The sequence below is a fragment of the Mycobacterium sp. pW045 genome (assembly GCF_041287085.1).
Classification (GTDB): domain Bacteria; phylum Actinomycetota; class Actinomycetes; order Mycobacteriales; family Mycobacteriaceae; genus Mycobacterium; species Mycobacterium algericum_A.
In genome coordinates, this window is the sequence record NZ_JBGGKU010000003.1 from 46,260 (window position 1) to 64,065 (window position 17,806).

General features: G+C 69.4%; 20 protein-coding genes. 9 read left to right on the forward strand and 11 right to left on the reverse strand.

The genetic code is table 11. The annotated features are described in order from the left end of the window. Positions 1 to 4: 4 nt before the first annotated feature. The 7 genes from ACAG20_RS05075 to ACAG20_RS05105 form a co-directional block, all read right to left on the reverse strand. A complete protein-coding gene (locus ACAG20_RS05075; protein WP_370491774.1) occupies positions 5 to 1,264 on the reverse strand; it encodes an ATP-binding protein in 1,260 nt (419 codons plus the stop codon). A gap of 245 nt (positions 1,265 to 1,509) precedes the next feature. Then, positions 1,510 to 2,385 carry a 3-hydroxyisobutyrate dehydrogenase gene (gene mmsB / locus ACAG20_RS05080; RefSeq protein ID WP_370491775.1) on the reverse strand — a complete coding sequence of 292 codons (876 nt, stop codon included), beginning with the start codon at positions 2,383 to 2,385 and terminating at the stop codon, positions 1,510 to 1,512. An 8-nt stretch (positions 2,386 to 2,393) separates the two neighbouring features. Continuing rightward, positions 2,394 to 3,557 (reverse strand): acyl-CoA dehydrogenase family protein, encoded by a 1,164-nt coding sequence (locus ACAG20_RS05085; protein ID WP_370491776.1) that lies wholly within the window; start codon positions 3,555 to 3,557, stop codon positions 2,394 to 2,396. 12 nt (positions 3,558 to 3,569) lie between these two features. After that, positions 3,570 to 5,090, reverse strand: a complete 1,521-nt coding sequence (locus ACAG20_RS05090; protein WP_370491777.1) for a CoA-acylating methylmalonate-semialdehyde dehydrogenase — start codon at positions 5,088 to 5,090, stop codon at positions 3,570 to 3,572. A 111-nt stretch (positions 5,091 to 5,201) separates the two neighbouring features. Beyond that, complete coding sequence (rfbC, locus tag ACAG20_RS05095) at positions 5,202 to 5,768, reverse strand: dTDP-4-dehydrorhamnose 3,5-epimerase (protein WP_370491778.1); 567 nt, start codon at positions 5,766 to 5,768, stop codon at positions 5,202 to 5,204. 1 nt (position 5,769) lies between these two features. Then, on the reverse strand, positions 5,770 to 6,765 hold the full coding sequence (gene rfbB, locus ACAG20_RS05100; protein ID WP_370491779.1) for a dTDP-glucose 4,6-dehydratase: 996 nt from the start codon (positions 6,763 to 6,765) through the stop codon (positions 5,770 to 5,772). Between the two features lie 131 nt (positions 6,766 to 6,896). Then, positions 6,897 to 7,754 (reverse strand): LLM class F420-dependent oxidoreductase, encoded by an 858-nt coding sequence (locus tag ACAG20_RS05105; protein ID WP_370491780.1) that lies wholly within the window; start codon positions 7,752 to 7,754, stop codon positions 6,897 to 6,899. A gap of 270 nt (positions 7,755 to 8,024) precedes the next feature. On the opposite strand from ACAG20_RS05105, the gene infA reads away from it, so the two are divergent. From infA to truA, 8 genes are all read left to right on the forward strand, one after another. Continuing rightward, complete coding sequence (gene infA / locus ACAG20_RS05110; RefSeq protein ID WP_003418601.1) at positions 8,025 to 8,246, forward strand: translation initiation factor IF-1; 222 nt, start codon at positions 8,025 to 8,027, stop codon at positions 8,244 to 8,246. Between the two features lie 62 nt (positions 8,247 to 8,308). Next, entirely contained in the window at positions 8,309 to 8,422 is a 114-nt protein-coding gene (gene rpmJ / locus ACAG20_RS05115; protein WP_003879483.1) for a 50S ribosomal protein L36, read from the forward strand. A gap of 156 nt (positions 8,423 to 8,578) precedes the next feature. Continuing rightward, positions 8,579 to 8,953, forward strand: a complete 375-nt coding sequence (gene rpsM / locus ACAG20_RS05120; RefSeq protein ID WP_064923439.1) for a 30S ribosomal protein S13 — start codon at positions 8,579 to 8,581, stop codon at positions 8,951 to 8,953. Positions 8,954 to 8,958: 5 nt separating this feature from the next. Continuing rightward, positions 8,959 to 9,369, forward strand: coding sequence for a 30S ribosomal protein S11 (gene rpsK / locus ACAG20_RS05125; RefSeq protein ID WP_370491781.1), 411 nt, complete (start codon positions 8,959 to 8,961; stop codon positions 9,367 to 9,369). A 24-nt stretch (positions 9,370 to 9,393) separates the two neighbouring features. Beyond that, positions 9,394 to 9,999 carry a 30S ribosomal protein S4 gene (gene rpsD, locus ACAG20_RS05130; protein ID WP_013830210.1) on the forward strand — a complete coding sequence of 202 codons (606 nt, stop codon included), beginning with the start codon at positions 9,394 to 9,396 and terminating at the stop codon, positions 9,997 to 9,999. A 75-nt stretch (positions 10,000 to 10,074) separates the two neighbouring features. Next, positions 10,075 to 11,118 (forward strand): DNA-directed RNA polymerase subunit alpha, encoded by a 1,044-nt coding sequence (locus ACAG20_RS05135; RefSeq protein ID WP_370491782.1) that lies wholly within the window; start codon positions 10,075 to 10,077, stop codon positions 11,116 to 11,118. A gap of 59 nt (positions 11,119 to 11,177) precedes the next feature. Beyond that, positions 11,178 to 11,744 (forward strand): 50S ribosomal protein L17, encoded by a 567-nt coding sequence (gene rplQ, locus ACAG20_RS05140; RefSeq protein WP_370491783.1) that lies wholly within the window; start codon positions 11,178 to 11,180, stop codon positions 11,742 to 11,744. Then, entirely contained in the window at positions 11,707 to 12,591 is an 885-nt protein-coding gene (gene truA / locus ACAG20_RS05145; RefSeq protein ID WP_370492056.1) for a tRNA pseudouridine(38-40) synthase TruA, read from the forward strand. The genes rplQ and truA overlap by 38 nt, the downstream gene beginning before the upstream one ends. An 81-nt stretch (positions 12,592 to 12,672) precedes the next feature. On the opposite strand, the gene ACAG20_RS05150 is transcribed toward truA, so the two are convergent. Next, on the reverse strand, positions 12,673 to 13,302 hold the full coding sequence (locus ACAG20_RS05150) for a cutinase family protein (protein ID WP_370491784.1): 630 nt from the start codon (positions 13,300 to 13,302) through the stop codon (positions 12,673 to 12,675). Between the two features lie 68 nt (positions 13,303 to 13,370). Next, entirely contained in the window at positions 13,371 to 14,075 is a 705-nt protein-coding gene (locus tag ACAG20_RS05155; protein WP_370491785.1) for a cutinase family protein, read from the reverse strand. A 106-nt stretch (positions 14,076 to 14,181) separates the two neighbouring features. Between ACAG20_RS05155 and eccB the strand changes: the two genes are divergently transcribed. Next, positions 14,182 to 15,282: a type VII secretion protein EccB gene (eccB, locus tag ACAG20_RS05160; protein WP_370491786.1), complete on the forward strand. Its 1,101-nt coding sequence runs from the start codon at positions 14,182 to 14,184 to the stop codon at positions 15,280 to 15,282. Here eccB and mycP read toward each other — a convergent pair. Next, positions 15,224 to 16,528, reverse strand: a complete 1,305-nt coding sequence (gene mycP / locus ACAG20_RS05165) for a type VII secretion-associated serine protease mycosin (protein WP_370492057.1) — start codon at positions 16,526 to 16,528, stop codon at positions 15,224 to 15,226. The genes eccB and mycP overlap by 59 nt on opposite strands. Before the next feature lie 3 nt (positions 16,529 to 16,531). Further along, positions 16,532 to 17,722 (reverse strand): type VII secretion integral membrane protein EccD, encoded by a 1,191-nt coding sequence (gene eccD, locus ACAG20_RS05170; RefSeq protein WP_370491787.1) that lies wholly within the window; start codon positions 17,720 to 17,722, stop codon positions 16,532 to 16,534. Positions 17,723 to 17,806: the final 84 nt, after the last annotated feature.

The following is a 17,806-nucleotide window of genomic DNA, read 5'->3' on the forward strand; positions in this document are numbered from 1 at the left end:
CAGATCAGGTCGTGGAAGTCTGCCATAGGGCGCTGACCGGCATGGCGAGCATTTTCGGTCCAAATGGCAGGGTCTGCGCTCCGGTGTGCATGACGATGCCGGCACGGAAGTTGTCGCCGGTCCGCTGGGCCAGGTGCCGCAGTCCACGGAAGTCGGCGGGCCCGACAGTGGATGCCGCTTTGACCTCGATGCCAACAACGTCACCGCATCGATGTTCGAGGACGGCGTCGACCTCGACTTGATCCCTGGTCCGGTAATGGAAGAGCGCAACGTCTTGGTCGCACCAGGTCAGCTGACGCGCCAGTTCCATCAGGACGAACCCCTCAAGGAGCGGACCGAACTGACCCGTGGGCCGCAAGATACTGCGGGCGTCCGCGCCGATCTGGTGTGCAGCGATTCCGGAGTCGACGAACGCGAGCTTGGGGGCTGTCGTTGCTCTGGTGCTGATGTTTCGAGACCACGCCGGTACTCGCTTGACCAGAAAGACCTCTTCGAGCAGTGCGACGTACTTCTTCACCGTGGTGGCGCCGAGTCCGAGTTGGTTGCCCAACGCGGTGATGGACAGCAGCTGCCCTGATCGAGAGGCCAGCATCTGGACCAATGCGCGCATCTCGGTTGTCCGCTCGATCTCCGACAGCTGCTGCACATCGCGCGCGATCAGATCGCCGAGGTAGGAATTGAAAAAGGTGCGTCGGCGCCGGTCGTTGGTTCGTGCGACTGCTTCCGGGAAACCGCCACGAACAAGCCGTTCGGCGTACTCCGCCCGGGAAACAGTGGAGCTGTGACGCAGCTGGTCACCTTGGGCGAACACGGCGTCGATGAATCCGTCAGGGGTTCTGTCGATCTCCCCCTGCGAGAACGGCCAGAGCTCAATGGTTTCCATTCGGCCCACGAGAGTGTCGGGTAGGGAGCGCAGGCCGAGCACGCGCGCCGATCCGGTCAGCAGAAAGCGTCCAGGCGTGGGGTCTGCGTCCACCTGCGCCTTGATCGACAGCAGCAGACCGGGTGCTCGTTGGATCTCATCGATGATCATCGGACCGGATTGATCGACGAAGCCGTCCGGGTCTTCAAGGGCGGCTTGGCGGGTCAGGGCGGTGTCCAGATCACGCCATTCGGCGTCGCGCCCCTTTGCTACGAGCCGGACCAGAGTGCTCTTGCCGCTTTGGCGGGCGCCGTTGACCAGCACCACTCGGGTGTCTTCCAGGGCCGCGTTCACGGCAGCCTCGGCGTGTCTCGGCAAAGCCGGTCCCAGCAGGGTCTGCATCAACACTCCCTCTGTTGAACTCGCCGGAGCGCGTGGATCTGCCGCTATAGTACGCGCGGATCTGCCGCATGATAGCGCGCGGATTTGCCGCTACTCTACGCGTAGATCTGCCGCAGTGCGTCGGTCGGACCTTTGCACGGTGGCACGGTAGGTGCGTTTCTAACGCTGGTCGCCCCGTCGCTCAGAGCGGTTCGGGTGTGGCGTGGCGTAATGGCTTCGGCGAGCCGGTCATCGCCCGCGGCCGCTCAGCTCTCCCGCAGCAGATTGATCACCGCGCTGAAGTCCTCGGCGCTGTGTTCGGCGGCGAAGTCGCGGTAAATCTGGGCGGCGTGACTGCCCAACGGGGCGGCTGAGCCGGTCGACGCCACCGCGTCCATCGCCAGGCCCAGATCCTTGTTCATCAGCGCGGTGGCGAAACCCGGCTCGAAGTTGCGGTTGGCCGGCGAGCTGGGCACCGGGCCGGGAACCGGGCAGTTGGTGTGCAGTGCCCAGCAGTTCCCGGTGGCACCGGTCATCACGTCGAACAGCGCCTGGTCGGCCAGGCCGAGCTTGTCGGCCAGCACGAACGCCTCGGCGACGGCCACCTGCTGGACGGCCAGCACCATGTTGTTGCAGATCTTGGCGGCCTGACCGGCGCCGGCCGCGCCGCAGTGGGTGACCTTGGCGGCCATCGGCTCCAGCACCGGTGTCGCGCGCTGTACCGCGTCCTGCTCCCCGCCGACCATGAACGCCAACCGCCCCGCGATCGCGCCGGTGACCCCGCCGGACACCGGCGCGTCGAGTTGGGCGAACCCGTGTGAGCCGGCCAGCGCGTGGACCTCACGCGCGTCGGCGACCGAGATGGTGGAGCTGTCGATGAACAGGGCGCCCGGTTGGGCCGCCGGCAGAATGTCGGCGTAGCAGCGTTTCACCGCGTCGCCGTGCGGCAGCATGGTGATCACCACGTCGGCGCCGGCGACCGCTTCGGCGGCCGACGGCTGGACGCTCACGCCGCGCTGCTCGGCGGCCGTGGCGGCCGCCGGCACCGGGTCGAAGCCGCGCACGGTGTGCCCGGCGGCCGCCAGGTTCGCCGACATCGGCCCGCCCATGTGTCCCAGTCCCAGAAATGCGACGGTCTGCATCGAAGCTCCTAGCTGCCGGTCCGGACCCGAGCGGCCTCGGCTCGGCCGACGACCATCCGCATGATCTCGTTGGTGCCCTCCAGGATGCGGTGCACCCGCAGGTCCCGGACAATTTTCTCCAGACCGTATTCGCGCAGATATCCGTAGCCGCCGTGCAGCTGCAGTGCCTGATCGGCCACGGTGAAGCAGGCGTCGGTGACGTAGCGCTTGGCCATCGCGCACAGTTCCACCTTGTCCTCGGCGCCGTCGTCGAGGGCGGTCGCCGCCCGCCACAGCAGCAGCCGGGAGGTCTCCAGTGCGGTGGCCATGTCGGCCAGCGTGAACCGGATCGTCGGCTCGTCGAGCAGCGCCTTGCCGAACGCCGACCGGTCGGCCAGGTAGCCGCCGGTCTTCGCGAACGCGGCCTGCCCGCCGCCCAGTGAGCAGGCCGCGATGTTGATCCGGCCACCGTTGAGGCCGTTCATCGCGATGTTGAAGCCATTGCCCTCGCCCTCGCGTCCGCCCAGCATCGCCTCGGCGGGCACCCGCACCCCCTCCAGGATGACCTGTGCGGTCGGTTGGGCGTTCCAGCCCATCTTCTGCTCGGCGGCTCCGAAACTCAGTCCGGGAGTGTCCTTTTCGATGATGAACGCCGAGATGCCGCGGGGGCCGTCCGCGCCGGTACGGGCCATCACCACATACACATCCGAGACGCCGGCGCCGGAGATGAACTGCTTGACGCCGTCGAGCACGTAGTCGCCGCCGTTCTTGACCGCGCGGGTGCTCAACGCGCTGGCGTCGGATCCCGCCCCCGGTTCGGTGAGGCAGTAGCTGGCGACCGCGGTCATCGGCGCCAGTCGCGGCACCCAGTTCTTGCGCTGCTCTTCGGTGCCGTAGCTGTCGATCATCCAGGCGCACATGTTGTGGATCGACAGGTAGGCGGCGATCACCGGGTCGGCGATGGCCAGCTGTTCGAAGATGCGCACCCCGTCCAGCCGGCGCAGCCCGGACCCGCCGACGTCGTCGCGGCAGTAGATCGCCGCCATCCCCAGCTCGGCTGCCTCCCGCATCACATCGACCGGAAAGTGGTGGGACTCATCCCATTCCAGCGCGTGCGGGGCGAGCCGTTTCTCGGCGAACGCCGCCGCGGTCTCGACGATCACCCGTTCTTCGTCATCCATCACGGTTTTCATGTGCCCAAGCCCCTATTGCATGGTGGGGATGTGGAACTCGGCACCGTCCTTGATACCCGAGGGCCAGCGCTGAGTGACGGTCTTGACCTTGGTGTAGAAGGTGATCGACGCCGTGCCGTGCTGGTTGAGGTCACCGAAGCCGGACCGCTTCCAGCCGCCGAAGGTGTGGTAGGCCACTGGAACCGGGATCGGCACGTTGACCCCGACCATGCCGACCTGCACCCGGGAGGTGAAGTCGCGGGCGGTGTCGCCGTCGCGGGTGAAGATCGCCACCCCGTTGCCGTACTCGTGTTCGCTGGGCAGCCGCAACGCCTCTTCGTAGTCCGCTGCGCGCACCATGCACAGCACCGGCCCGAAGATCTCGTCGGTGTAGATCGACATGTCGGGCCTGACGTGGTCGAACAGCGTCGGCCCGGCGAAGAAGCCGCCGGACAGGTCCGCGTCACCGAACTGGGTGTCGTCGCTGGCCCGTTCGCGACCGTCGATCACCAGTTCGGCGCCGGCGGCCACACCCTGGCCGATGTAGTCGTTGACCCGCTCGAGGGCCGCGCGGGTGACCAGCGGGCCGTAGTCGGCCTTGGGGTCGAGGCTGTGGCCCACCCGCAGGTTGTTGATCCGCTCCACCAGCCGGCCGCGTAACCGCTCGGCGGTCTGCTCGCCGACCGGCACCGCCACCGAGATCGCCATGCAGCGCTCGCCGGCGCTGCCGTAGCCGGCGCCGATCAACGCGTCGACGGCCTGGTCCAGGTCGGCGTCGGGCATCACGATCATGTGGTTCTTCGCCCCGCCGAAGCACTGGGCGCGCTTGCCGTTGGCGGTGGCCGTCGAGTAGATGTACTGCGCGATGTCGGAGCTGCCGACGAAGCCGATGGCGGCCACGTCGGGGTGGTGCAGCAGCGCGTCGACGGCTTCCTTGTCGCCGTGCACCACCTGCAGCACGCCTGGCGGCAGCCCGGCCTCGACGAACAGCTCGGCCAGCCGCACCGGCACCGAGGGGTCGCGCTCGGAGGGCTTGAGGATGAAGGCGTTGCCGCAGGCCAGTGCCGGGCCGGCCTGCCACAGCGGGATCATCGCCGGGAAGTTGAACGGGGTGATCCCGGCGACCACGCCCAGCGGCTGGCGCAGCGAGAAGACGTCGATGCCCGGCCCGGCCCCCTCGGTGTGCTCGCCCTTGAGCAGGTGCGGGATGCCGACGCAGAACTCGATCACCTCGATACCGCGCTGGATGTCGCCGCGGGCGTCGTCGAGGGTCTTGCCGTGCTCGCGGGAGAGCAACTCGGCCAGCTCGTCGACATTGGCGTTGACCAGGTCGATGAAGCGCATCATCACCCGGGCCCGGCGCTGCGGGTTCTGGGCGGCCCAGCCGCGCTGGGCAGCCGCGGCCGAGGCGACTGCGCCGTCGACGTCGGCGGTATTGGCCAGTGGCAGTGTCGCCTGGACCGCGCCGGTGTTGGGGTCGAAGACGTCGGTGGTGCGTTGCGAACCGCCGGCGGTGCGGCGACCGTCGATGAAGTGTGGAATCTGAGTGCTCATGCGCCATCCCCGTGAAGTCGTGGTGAGCCGGACCGGCCCTACCCGAAGAATACTTGGACATCCTAGTAAATGCGAGGGGTCCGCCGTGCCGAGGGTGCGTGCTCGTTGCGGTTAATCCCAGGTCGGCAGCAGCCCGGCGGCCCGCACCTCGGCCAGCGTCGGTGCGTCGCGGTCGCGCTCGGAGACCACCAGCGGGTGATCGGCGGGCCAGGCGATGCCGATCGCGGGGTCGGTGGCGCTGATGGTGTGCTCGCGCTGCGGGTCGTATTCGGCGGAGCACAGATACATCACTGTCGAATCGTCTTGCAGCGCAAGGAATCCGTGCGCCAAGCCGGCGGCGAGGTACACCGATCGACGGTCGCGGTCGTCCAGCAGCACCGCATCCCAGCGGCCGTAGGTCGGCGAACCGACCCGGACGTCGACGACGACGTCGAAGACCGCCCCCGACACGCAGGTGACGTACTTGGCCTGCCCGGGCGGCACCTCGGCGAAGTGCAGGCCGCGCAGCACGCCGGCACGCGACACCGAGCAGTTGGCCTGCCGCAGGTCGAACCGGTGACCGGCGAACCGGGTGAACTCGCGGTCGGTGAACCACTCGAAGAACACGCCGCGCGCGTCGGCGTGTTGCGTCGGGGTGAGCTCGAAGGCCCCCGGGACGGCCAGTTCGCGGAACGCCACCTCAGCGTCCCAGCTCGGCGTAGCGGGCTTCGGCGGCGTCTTTCAGCGGTGCCCACCAGGATTCGTTGTTGCGGTACCAGTCGATCGTCGCGCGCAGCCCGGCCTCGAAGTCGGTGTGCTCGGGTTTCCAGTCCAGCTCGTCGCGCAGTGCCGACGGGTCGATCGCATACCGCAGGTCGTGGCCGGGCCGGTCGGCGACGTGGTCGAAGTCGTCGGGGTCGTGGTCCATCAGCCGCAGGATGGCCTGCAGCACGCTGCGGTTGTCGCGTTCGCCGTCGGCGCCGATCAGGTAGGTGCGCCCGGGATGCCCGCCGGTCATGATCGCCCACACCGCACTGTTGTGGTCGTCGACGTGGATCCAGTCCCGCACATTGGCGCCGCTGCCGTACAGCTTGGCCCGGCGCCCGGTCAGCAGGTTGGTGATCTGGCGCGGGATGAATTTCTCCACGTGCTGGTAGGGCCCGTAGTTGTTGGAGCAGTTCGAGATCGTCGCGTGGGTGCCGTAGGAGCGCACCCAGGACCGCACCAGCAGGTCGGCGGCGGCCTTGGTCGACGAGTAGGGGCTCGACGGGTGATACGGCGTCGTCTCGGTGAACCGGCGCGGATCGTCGAGTGCCAGCTCGCCGTAGACCTCGTCGGTGGAGACGTGATGCAGCCGCACACGGTGGGCGCGTACCGCCTCCAGCACCGTGTAGGTGCCGACCACGTTGGACCGCAGGAACGGCTCGGGGTCGGCCAGCGCGTTGTCCACGTGGGTTTCGGCGGCGAAGTGCACCACCGCGTCGGCTTCGGCGACCAGCTGCGACACCAGCGCGGCGTCGGTGATGTCGCCCTCCACCAGCCGGATATCGGCGGTGACGTCGGCCAGTGACTCGCGGCTGCCGGCGTAGGTCAGGGCGTCGAGAACTGTGATCTCGGTGCCGGGCCGCTGCGCCAGCGTGCTGTGCACGAAGTTGGCGCCGATGAACCCGGCGCCGCCGGTGACCAGCAGCCGCATGCGGCAACCCTATCGGTGGCGGGGGCACCCCCTGCCCGCGAGCGGGAAATCCACGACACCACTTCAGCGTGTTGCGTCGTGAGATTGCGCCTCGCGCCAAGCGGCACTGGCGGGGGCGCCGTCCTGGGCACTCAGTCCCGCGGCGTCAACCCCAGCGGGCCGGCCAGCTCCGTCAGAGTCGGCAGCAGTGCCTGCCAGCCGCCCAGCACCTGGATCGTCACCTGATCCGCGCCGGCGGCCAGGTGCTCACCCAACCGGGCGGCGACCTGCTCGGCGGTGCCGTGGGCCACCACCGCGTCGATCAGCCGGTCGCTGCCGGGTGGGCGTACGTCGCGCTCGGTGAAGCCCAGCCTGCGCCAGTTGTTGACGTAGTTCGACAGCCGCAGATAGAAGCCGACCGCCTCGCGCCCGGCCTCGCGGGCGGCGACGGCATCGGTGGTGAGCACCACCTTGTGCTCGGGCGCCAGGAACACCGACGGCCCGATCAGTTCGCGCGCGGTCGCGGTGTGCTCGGGAGTGGTCAGGTAGGGATGGGCCCCGGCGCTGCGCTCCGCCGCCAATCGCAGCACCTTGGGGCCCAGCGCGGCCAGCACCCGGCGGCTGGTGGGCACGCCGGCCGCGTCCAGGGCGTCGAGATAATCGACCAGCGCCTGATACGGACTGCGGTACTCGGCGGTGGCCTCGCTGTGACCGACTCCGATGCCCAGCAGGAACCGGCCGGGATAAGCGGCCTCGATCCGGTGATACGACTCCGCGACCTGCGGCGCCGGCGCCGACCAGATATTGACGATCCCGGTTGCGACCTGCAGCGTCGTCGTCGCCGCCAGCAGCGGCTCGACGAAGGACAGGTCTGCCGCCGGCGAGCCGCCCACCCAGATCGCGCCGTAACCCAGTTGTTCGATCTCGACGGCCTGCTCGGGGGAAGGGGATCCGAAGGTCCAAACCGCGTAACGCCCCAGCTCGGGTTTGAGTGACAGTGCCTCGGTCATGTGCATCCCATCGCTGCGTGGCGGCGGCTGCTGCCGTCTGGAATCAGTCTCTCATCACCGACGATTTTGGCGCCCGGCTCTCCAGCGGGTATCGTGGGACGACGGTGCGGCGTTCGCGTCGACTCTTGCGTGCCCAGTCTGAGATTCTTGGCGTTCTGCCTGGAATTTCCTGCCACCGGCCCACGTTCTGTAGTCGTAGTCGATGCTGCGCCATGGCGGGCGCATGCATATACAACAGGAAAGCCAGACACGGAGGATCGCCGGAGAGTAATGGCCAAGAAAGACGGTGCCATCGAGGTCGAGGGCCGAGTGGTCGAGCCCCTGCCCAATGCGATGTTTCGCATTGAGCTGGAGAACGGTCACAAGGTGCTCGCTCACATCAGCGGCAAGATGCGGCAGCACTACATCCGAATCTTGCCGGAGGACCGGGTGGTCGTGGAGTTGTCTCCTTACGACCTGTCCCGGGGACGCATCGTCTACCGGTACAAGTAGCGCCCGGCCGCCCAGCCAGCAGACCTTTTCAACCAGCGAACGAGAACAGGACCACAGCAGCCGTGAAGGTGAACCCCAGCGTCAAGCCGATCTGCGACAAGTGCAGGGTGATCCGTCGGCACGGCCGGGTCATGGTGATCTGCTCGGACCCGCGCCACAAGCAGCGTCAGGGCTAGCCAACATCCCGCCACACAACTGAATGCAGACCTCCCAGTACCACTGAACGGATTGGCCGTTCGGCAACGCCCGGATCGGAGGCCGGGCCCCGGAGCTATTTCGGCCGGGAACGGGCTGGGACCGACACCTCCGCTACGAAAGAGGGAATGCCACCCATGGCACGACTTGTGGGCGTCGACCTGCCGCGCGATAAGCGCATGGAGATCGCGCTGACCTACATCTACGGCATCGGCCGTACCCGCTCCAACGAAATTCTCGCCGCGACCGGTATCGACAAGGACCAGCGCAGCAAGGACCTCACCGACGAGCAGCTGACCGCGCTGCGCGACTACATCGAGGGCAACCTCAAGGTCGAGGGTGACCTGCGCCGCGAGGTGCAGGCCGACATCCGTCGCAAGATCGAGATCGGCTGCTACCAGGGTCTGCGGCACCGTCGCGGCCTGCCGGTCCGCGGCCAGCGGACCAAGACCAACGCGCGTACCCGCAAGGGCCCCAAGCGCACCATCGCCGGTAAGAAGAAGGCCAGGTAAGACCCATGGCAACGAAGAAAGCGACCGGGCCCAAGCAGGGCCAGAAGACCCGGCGGCGGGAAAAGAAGAACGTCCCGCATGGTGCCGCGCACATCAAGAGCACCTTCAACAACACGATCGTGACGATCACCGACCCGCAGGGCAACGTCATTGCCTGGGCGTCGTCGGGTCACGTCGGGTTCAAGGGCTCGCGTAAGTCCACCCCGTTCGCCGCGCAGCTGGCCGCCGAGAACGCCGCTCGCAAAGCGCAGGAGCACGGTGTGAAGAAGGTCGACGTGTTCGTGAAGGGCCCGGGTTCGGGCCGCGAGACCGCGATCCGCTCGCTGCAGGCTGCCGGCCTGGAGGTCGGTGCGATTTCCGATGTCACCCCGCAACCTCACAACGGTTGCCGTCCGCCCAAGCGTCGCCGGGTCTAGTCGGGTTCGAGGAGGAGAAACAACATGGCTCGTTACACCGGACCCGCGACCCGCAAGTCCCGCCGGCTGGGCGTCGACCTCGTCGGCGGAGACCAGGCATTCGAGAAGCGGCCCTACCCGCCCGGCCAGCACGGCCGCGCGCGGATCAAGGAAAGCGAATACCGGCTGCAGCTGCAGGAGAAGCAGAAGGCTCGCTTCACCTACGGCGTGATGGAGAAGCAGTTCCGCCGCTACTACGAGGAAGCCGTCCGTCGTGGCGGCAAGACCGGCGAGGAACTGCTGCGCATCCTGGAGAGCCGGCTGGACAACGTGGTCTACCGCGCGGGCCTGGCCCGCACTCGTCGGATGGCCCGGCAGCTGGTCAGCCACGGCCACTTCACCGTCAACGGTGTGAAGGTCGACGTGCCCAGCTACCAGGTGTCGCAGTACGACATCATCGACGTCAAGGACAAGTCGATCAACACGGTGCCGTTCCAGATCTCCCGGGAGACCGCGGGCGACCGCCCCATCCCGGGCTGGCTGCAGGTGGTCGGGGAGCGGCAGCGCATCCTGGTCCACCAGCTGCCCGAGCGCGCACAGATCGATGTCCCGCTCGCCGAGCAGCTGATCGTCGAGTTCTACTCGAAGTAACACCACACTCGGGGAACGCCCCCGGGACCCCCAAAAGGCATCAAATAGCGGGTGCCAGAAGGAGAAAGAACACCAATGCTGATCTCGCAGCGTCCCACCCTGTCCGAAGAGGTAGTGGCCGACAACCGCTCCCAGTTCGTCATCGAACCGCTGGAGCCGGGATTCGGCTACACCCTGGGCAACTCGCTTCGCCGCACGCTGCTGTCGTCGATCCCCGGCGCGGCGGTCACCAGCATCCGCATCGACGGCGTGCTGCACGAGTTCACCACGGTCCCCGGCGTCAAAGAGGATGTCACCGACATCATCTTGAACCTCAAGGGCCTGGTGGTCTCCTCCGACGAGGACGAGCCGGTCACCATGTACCTGCGCAAGCAGGGCCCGGGTGCCGTCACCGCCGGTGACATCGTGCCGCCGGCGGGCGTGACGGTGCACAACCCCGACATGCACATCGCGACCCTCAACGACAAGGGCAAGCTCGAGGTCGAGTTGATCGTCGAGCGGGGCCGCGGTTACGTCCCGGCCGTGCAGAACAAGGTCTCCGGCGCCGAGATCGGCCGCATCCCGGTCGACTCGATCTACTCGCCGGTGCTCAAGGTGACTTACAAGGTCGAGGCCACCCGTGTCGAGCAGCGCACCGACTTCGACAAGCTGGTGCTGGACGTGGAGACCAAGAACTCCATCAGCCCGCGGGACGCGCTGGCCTCGGCCGGTAAAACCCTGGTCGAATTGTTCGGCCTGGCACGCGAACTCAACGTCGAGGCCGAGGGTATCGAGATCGGGCCGTCGCCGGCCGAAGCGGACCACATCGCGTCGTTCGCGCTGCCGATCGACGACCTGGATCTGACGGTGCGGTCCTACAACTGCCTCAAGCGTGAGGGCGTGCACACGGTCGGGGAGCTGGTCGCCCGCACCGAGTCCGACCTGCTCGACATCCGCAACTTCGGGCAGAAGTCCATCGACGAGGTCAAGGTGAAGCTGCACCAGCTCGGTCTGTCGCTCAAGGACAGCCCGGCCAGCTTCGACCCGTCGCAGGTGGCGGGCTACGACGCCGCCACCGGCACCTGGTCGGCCGAGACCGGTTACGAAGAGCAGGACTACGCCGAAACCGAACAGCTGTAGCAGAATTCCGTCCCGGCCCTACCTGATACGGGGGCCGGCCCCATTTAGGAGAAGCCCCAATGCCCAAGCCCACCAAGGGTCGCCGTCTCGGCGGGTCGTCCTCGCACCAGAAGGCGCTGCTGGCCAACCTGGCCACCTCGCTGTTCACCCACGGCCGGATCAAGACCACCGAGTCCAAGGCGCGGGCATTGCGGCCGTACGCCGAGAAGCTGATCACCCACGCCAAGAAGGGCACGCTGCACAACCGGCGTGAGGTGCTCAAGAAGATCCGCGACAAGGACGTGGTGCACTCGCTGTTCGCCGAGATCGCCCCGCACTTCGCGGACCGTAACGGCGGCTACACCCGCATCATCAAGGTCGAGGCGCGGCAGGGCGACAACGCCCCGATGGCCGTGATCGAGCTGGTTCGGGAGAGGACGGTGACCTCCGAGGCCGACAAGGCGCGCCGGGCGGGGGCCAAGGCCGCGAAGGCCGAGAAGGCCTCGGCGAAGCCTGCCGAGGCGGAGAAGGCCGAAGAGCCGGCGGTCGAGGAGACCGAAGCGGCCGAAGCGGTCGAGGAGACTGAAGCGACCGAAGCCGACGAGACCGCTGAGGCCGAGACCGCTGAGGGCACCGACGAGTCCTGACAGCACCACCGGGGCTGTCCGGCTTCGGTTCGACATCGCCTACGACGGCACGGAGTTCGCCGGCTGGGCGGTTCAGGCCGGGCAGCGCACGGTCGCCGGTGTCCTCGATGAGGCGCTGACGACGGTGTTTCGCACGCCGGTGCGGTTGTTCGCGGCGGGGCGCACCGACACCGGGGTACATGCCACCGCGCAGGTGGCCCACGTCGATGTCCCGGATTCGGCGTTGCCGTACGCGTATTCGCGTACCCGGCGAAACGACGAGCCGGAATTCCTGGCGCTGACACGGCGGTTGGCGCGTTTCCTGCCGACCGACGTCCGGGTGCTGCGGGTGGACCGGGCTGCTCCTGGCTTTGATGCCCGGTTCTCGGCGCTGCGGCGCCATTACGCCTATCGGCTGTCCACCGCGCCCTACGGCGTGGCACCCCAGCAGGCCCGTTACGTCATCGCCTGGTCTCGCCCGCTGGACGTGGAGGCGATGGCGGCCGCGTCACGAAGCCTGTTGGGACTGCACGATTTCGCGGCGTTCTGCCGCCACCGCGAAGGCGCGACCACCATTCGCGAACTGCAGCGCCTGGACTGGGTGCGCGACGGTGACCTGGTCACGGCGCACGTCAGCGCCGACGCGTTCTGCTGGTCGATGGTGCGCTCGCTGGTCGGGGCGGTGCTGGCGGTCGGCGAGCATCGGCGTGATGCGGCCTGGTTAGCGGGGTTGCTGAGTGCCAGTCGCCGCTCCAGCGACTTCACCGCCGCGCCGGCGCGCGGGCTGACCCTGGTCGGTGTCGACTACCCGCCGGACGACCAGTTGGCGGCGCGCACCGTCATCACCCGGGACCTGCGGACCCGCTAGCCGTCCGGAGCGAGCGGGCACAGTTGTACGGTCGCAGCGGCGCGTCGCCGGGCAAACACGCACGCTCGCGCCCAAGGGGGACTACAGCAGGCCGGCGACGAACGAGGCGGCCTGATTGGTCATGCCGGGCGTGTATCCCGAGTGCGCGGAGAACATGCGCCCGGGGGAACAGACCGGGTCGCCGTCGGTGCACAAGTCGATCGTCTTGAACCCGTAGACCGGACTGTTCGTCAAGGGCTGGCCGATCTTGTTGGAGGGGTTGCCGAACACCGCGATGGCAGCGACATGGTCGGCGGCCTCGGGCGGCAGTGGCGCGGTGAAACCGAAACCGGGCACCGGTGCCGCTGCGATGATGTCGATGATCGCCGCGCCCTGTGAGTACCCCCCGAGCACCAGGCGGGTGGCTGGGCAGTTCTCCATCATCCACATGATGTGACCGCTGGCGTCATTGGCACCGTCGGCGGCCCGGCCGAAATCGTAGCTGGCCGGATAGTTCACCGCGTAGGTGCCGATCGACCGGGAGGTCTGGTTCCGCAGCGCGCCGACGAACGCGTTACCGACCCGGCCCAGACCCGGTGGTTCGCCGGTGCCGCGGGCGAAGACCACCTCGGCGTCCGGGCACCCGTCGGCGAAAGCAGGCGACGACGGGACGGGGCTGATCAGCAGCGCGGCAGCGGCGGCGCACGCCGCCAGGATGCGGAATGCCTTCACAGCCAGAGATAGTAGCGAAATAAAGGGTTGATTAGCTAACTAACCACGTCGCCGCAGGTCAGGGTCGGTCAGCGAACCAGCGGCTCGACATCGGGTACCGGACCGGGTGCCCGCAGCCGGCCGGCGACGAAGTTGGCCGCCTGGCTCGTCAACGCCGGAATGTAGCCGTCGGTGTGGTCGGTCCACTCGTTGCCAGGCCCCTCGTGACAGATTGGGTCACCCGGGTTGCACAGGTCGAGGGCTTTGGCGCCGAACAGGGCGCTCTGCGCGCTGATCGGCCCGCCGGTGCGGACGGCGGGGTTGCCGAACGCCACCACGGCCACCACCTGGTCGGCGTACTCGGCGGGCAGCTGGTTGCCCCAGCTGATACCGCCCACCTGGGTGCCGGTGACGATGTCGATCACCGAGGCGCCCTGCGAATACCCGCCGAGCACCAACTGGGTGTCCGGGCACACGTCGGCGGCGGCTTTGACGCGCCGGATCACGTCGTTGGCACCGTCGCCACCACCGAGCTGCAGCCGGCCGGCAGGGTAGTTGACGCCGTACTCGTCGACCTTCTTGGAGGTTTGCTGGCGCAGCGAGTCGATCATCGCCCGGCCGACCCGGCCGACGCCGGGGGGCTCACTGGTCCCGCGGGCGAAGATGACCTCGACGTCCGGGCAGTCGTAGGCGGCCGCCGATGGGAGGGCGGACGGGGCCACGGCCGGGACGGTCAGCAGTGCGGCTGCCATCAACGCCGCCGAGAAAATGCTGCTCAATCGAACAAAACGCATAGCGGAATGGTACCGAAGCCGGTTTCGTCGAGGACAGCCCTGTGGATGGCCGGAGGCCGCCGGGCCGCTGCCGCGGTTAGCGTCGTCGGCACGGAAACGGGGACGCATGACAGGGCGAACAACCACCCAGCTACAGCTGAATGCGCACCGATTCAGCGCGCGCCGCATGGAGCGTGCGCTGCGGTGCGGCCAGGTGGCGGGCGGCCCAGCACCGGGACGGGCTGGCCTGGTGCTGGGTGGCCTGCTCAGCATGATCGTGGCGGCCGGCGCCGTGGTACTGGCCGTTGTGCGGCCGCAACCGGGCCTCGGTGACGCGCCGATCCTGCTGGACCGCGCTTCGGGGGCGCTGTATGTCCGGGTCGGCGACACGGTCCATCCGGTGTTCAACCTCGCCTCGGCCCGCCTGATCGCCGGCCCCGCCGACCCGCGGCCGGTGGCCGGGGACGCGATCGGCCGGGCGCGACGCGGCCCGCCGGTGGGCATCCCGGGTGCCCCCGGAGTGCTCGGGGAGGCCCTGGCGGCGACGGCGGCCTGGTCGTTGTGCGACGACCCGACCGGCACCACCCTTGTCGCCGGGGCCGACCCGCCGCAATCGGCGCGTATCGACACCGCCGCGGCGGTGCCGGTCAGCTCGGAGTCGGCAACTGCGTACCTGCTGCTGCGCGGCCGACGGACCCCGGTCAACCCGGCCGACCCGATGCTGGAATCCGCAACACCGCGGCGGGTTTCGGGTCTGCTGCTCAATGCGCTATCCGAGGCCCCGCCGGCGACGGACTTCGCCGGCCACCTCACGACGTTGCCCGCCGCCGTCACGCTGTGCGCTCATTGGCGCGCCGACGATCCGGGCGGCATCATGCTGTCGGCCGGTGTCGGCCTGCCCTTGCCGGCGGGCGCGGCGGCGACCGTGCTGGCCCAGGCCGACGGTCCCGGCCCCGCCCTGGATGGCGTCTATCTGCCGCCGGGCCGCAGTGCCTATGTTCGGGCCGTCGGTGCCTCCGGTCGCCCCGCTGGTGCCGACTACCTGATTACCGAGGCCGGGGTGCGGTTCACCGTCGACGATGCCGCGGCGGCACGCAGCCTGGGTCTGCCGGAGACGCCTGTCGGGGCGCCCTGGCCGATGCTCGCCGGGCTGCCGGCCGGCCCGCGGCTCAGTCGGGAGCAGGCGCTGCTGGCCCGCGACGTCGTACTGCCGCCGCCCGGCCGGTGACCACCGCCAGCAGCAAGGCCAGCAGGACGGCGGTGCCGGTGATCGCGGTGCGCAGCCCGGCCGAAGCGGCGACGGGTTCGGCGGCCGGCGGCGGGGAAGCCGGTTCGGGGACCCGGACGTCGGATGTGGGCTCAGCTATCTCCGAGCTGACCGCCGCCAGCGGATCGATCACCCCGGCGCCGACCACGTCGTCGCGTCCACCGGGCGGGTGGTGAGCGGTGGCCTTGATCCGGTCCATCACCTGCCGCGGTGTCCAATCCGGGAAGCGGGCCCGGACCAGCGCCGCCAGACCACTGACCACCGGCGCGGCGAAACTGGTGCCGTGAACCGGCGATCCGGCAACGGTGTTGGCCATCGCGTCGGCCACGGTGCTCAGCGACAGCACGGCCTCGCCGGGGGCGGCCACGTCGACCCAGGGACCGGGCAAGGTGAATGCCGACGGCGCACCGTGGGCGTCCACCGAGCCGACGGTCAGCACGTAGTCGTCGTACCAGGCCGGGGTGACGATCATCGGCCCGTCGGCATCACACCCGTCGTCGGTGTTGCCCGCCGCGGCGACCACCACGGCGTTTCTCACCTCGACCGCATACGCCAGCGCGGCGCCGAGCGCCCGGTCGTCGAGACCGGAGCCGGCCGGCTGGCAGGCTACCGCCGAGATGTTGATCACCGACGCCCCCAGGTCGGCGGCGGTGCGCACCGCCTTGGCCAGCGTGTCGACATCGCCGACGCCCGGGGTGTCCCCGGCGGCGGCGAACCTGGCGCTGGACTGGCGGATTCCGATCACGGTGGCCAGCGGCGCCAGGCCGGCGAACCGGTCGGTCGCCGGATCGGCTGCCGCCCCGATGATTCCGGCGACCAGCGTGCCGTGCCCGTCGCAGTCCTGGGCGCCGTCGCCGGTGGACACATAATCACCACCGCCCACCAGGCCGGGCAGCCGCCGATGCGGCGCGACCCCGGTGTCGATCACCGCCACCCGCTGGCCGGCACCGCGGGTCAGCGCCCACACCGCGGGCAGGTCCAGCCCGTCGAGCTGGGTGACCGGCACATCCGGCCGCAGCGTCGGGACCCCGCACACCTCGCGTTGCACCGTGGCGCGTACCGGTGCGGCCGGCCCGGCGGCAGGCAGCAGCGCACTGTCGATCGGCGGCGGCGCGACCGCGTGTGCCGGCGGTACACACTGCGTGGTCCCAGCGATCAGCGCCGCCGCCGAGAGCCGGGCGATCCGGATGACCTTGGCGCCGCGCATCACTCAGCCCAGATTCAGTCCGCGAACGGCGCCGTAAAGCCCGCAGAGCCAGCAGGCCAGCGGCAGCAGCGCGCCCAATGCCACACCCTCCAGCACCTCGGCGCCGCGGCGGGCCAACGGGGACCGGATCGGCGCCGTGAAACCGAGAACGACCGCGGCGCCGGACGCTGCCACCGCCACCACCGCCGGCCAAGGCCGGTGCGGTGCTGTGGCGAGCGCGGCTGACAATACGGCGATGCCCATCGCGGCAGCACCGCCGACCAGCAGGGTGGCGATCTGCGCGGCGTCGGTATGGGAGCGGGCCCGCAGCAGCAGCGCCGTGCCGGCTGCCACCACGAACGCGGCACCGACCAGGCTGGGCACACCGCCGACCGGTTTCCCGGCGGCAACCCCGGCGGCCCCCAGCACCACCGCCGCCGTCGCCCCGGCGATCAGCCCGCACAACAGATCTCGGGCCGCAACGGCACGGCTCGCCGTCGGCCGCTGCGACAACCCGGCACCCAGCATCGCGATCCGGCTCGCGACCCGGGTCAGGCCGATCCCGCCGGCCGCCGCCACCGCGCCGAGTGCCTGCACCGAAACACCGGTTGCCACACCGGCCATTCCGGCGACAGCGGCCAGGATCACCAACCCGGCCAGGCAGCACAGTATCGCTCGCGCCGGCTCGCCGCAGCCGCTTGACGGCACCGCCATGGCAGCCACCGTTGCGGCCGCGGCCATGGCGAGCAACACATTCGGGGCGCCGGGCCCACCCGGAACCGCCACGAACCCGGCGACCCCGGCCAGGCCGGATGCCGCGAGCGCGGCGGTCAGCCGCCGGGCGGTTGGGCGCCACGGGTGCGTCGCCGCCCGCGCGCCGGCCGCCACCTGCTCGGCGGGGTCGTCGAAACGCGGTTTTGGTGCGACGTCGTCGGCGCATGTCAGCACCAGCACGGCACCGTCGCAGATCCCCTGTTGCCCCAGTGTCTTCGAGCCGTCCAACGGCGGGCGGCCGGGTTGCGCGAGCCGGTAGGGGCGCAGTGGCAGCGGACCGGCGGGGCCCGATGCCGGCTGCGGGCCATCGCTTCCCGAGACGAGGTCGACGACGGCGCCGACCAGCAGCGCCACCGGGACCGCGGCCGGCAGCGCCAGATCGGCGTGGCCGGTGTCGGCGTAGACCGCGACCCGCCGCAGACCCGAATCCGCACCAGCCACCGCCGCCTCCTCGCGCTCGCGTTGCGCGAACGCTACCGCGACGGCAGACCGCGTGTTTTCGGTGTTCCACAGCTGACTTGCCGA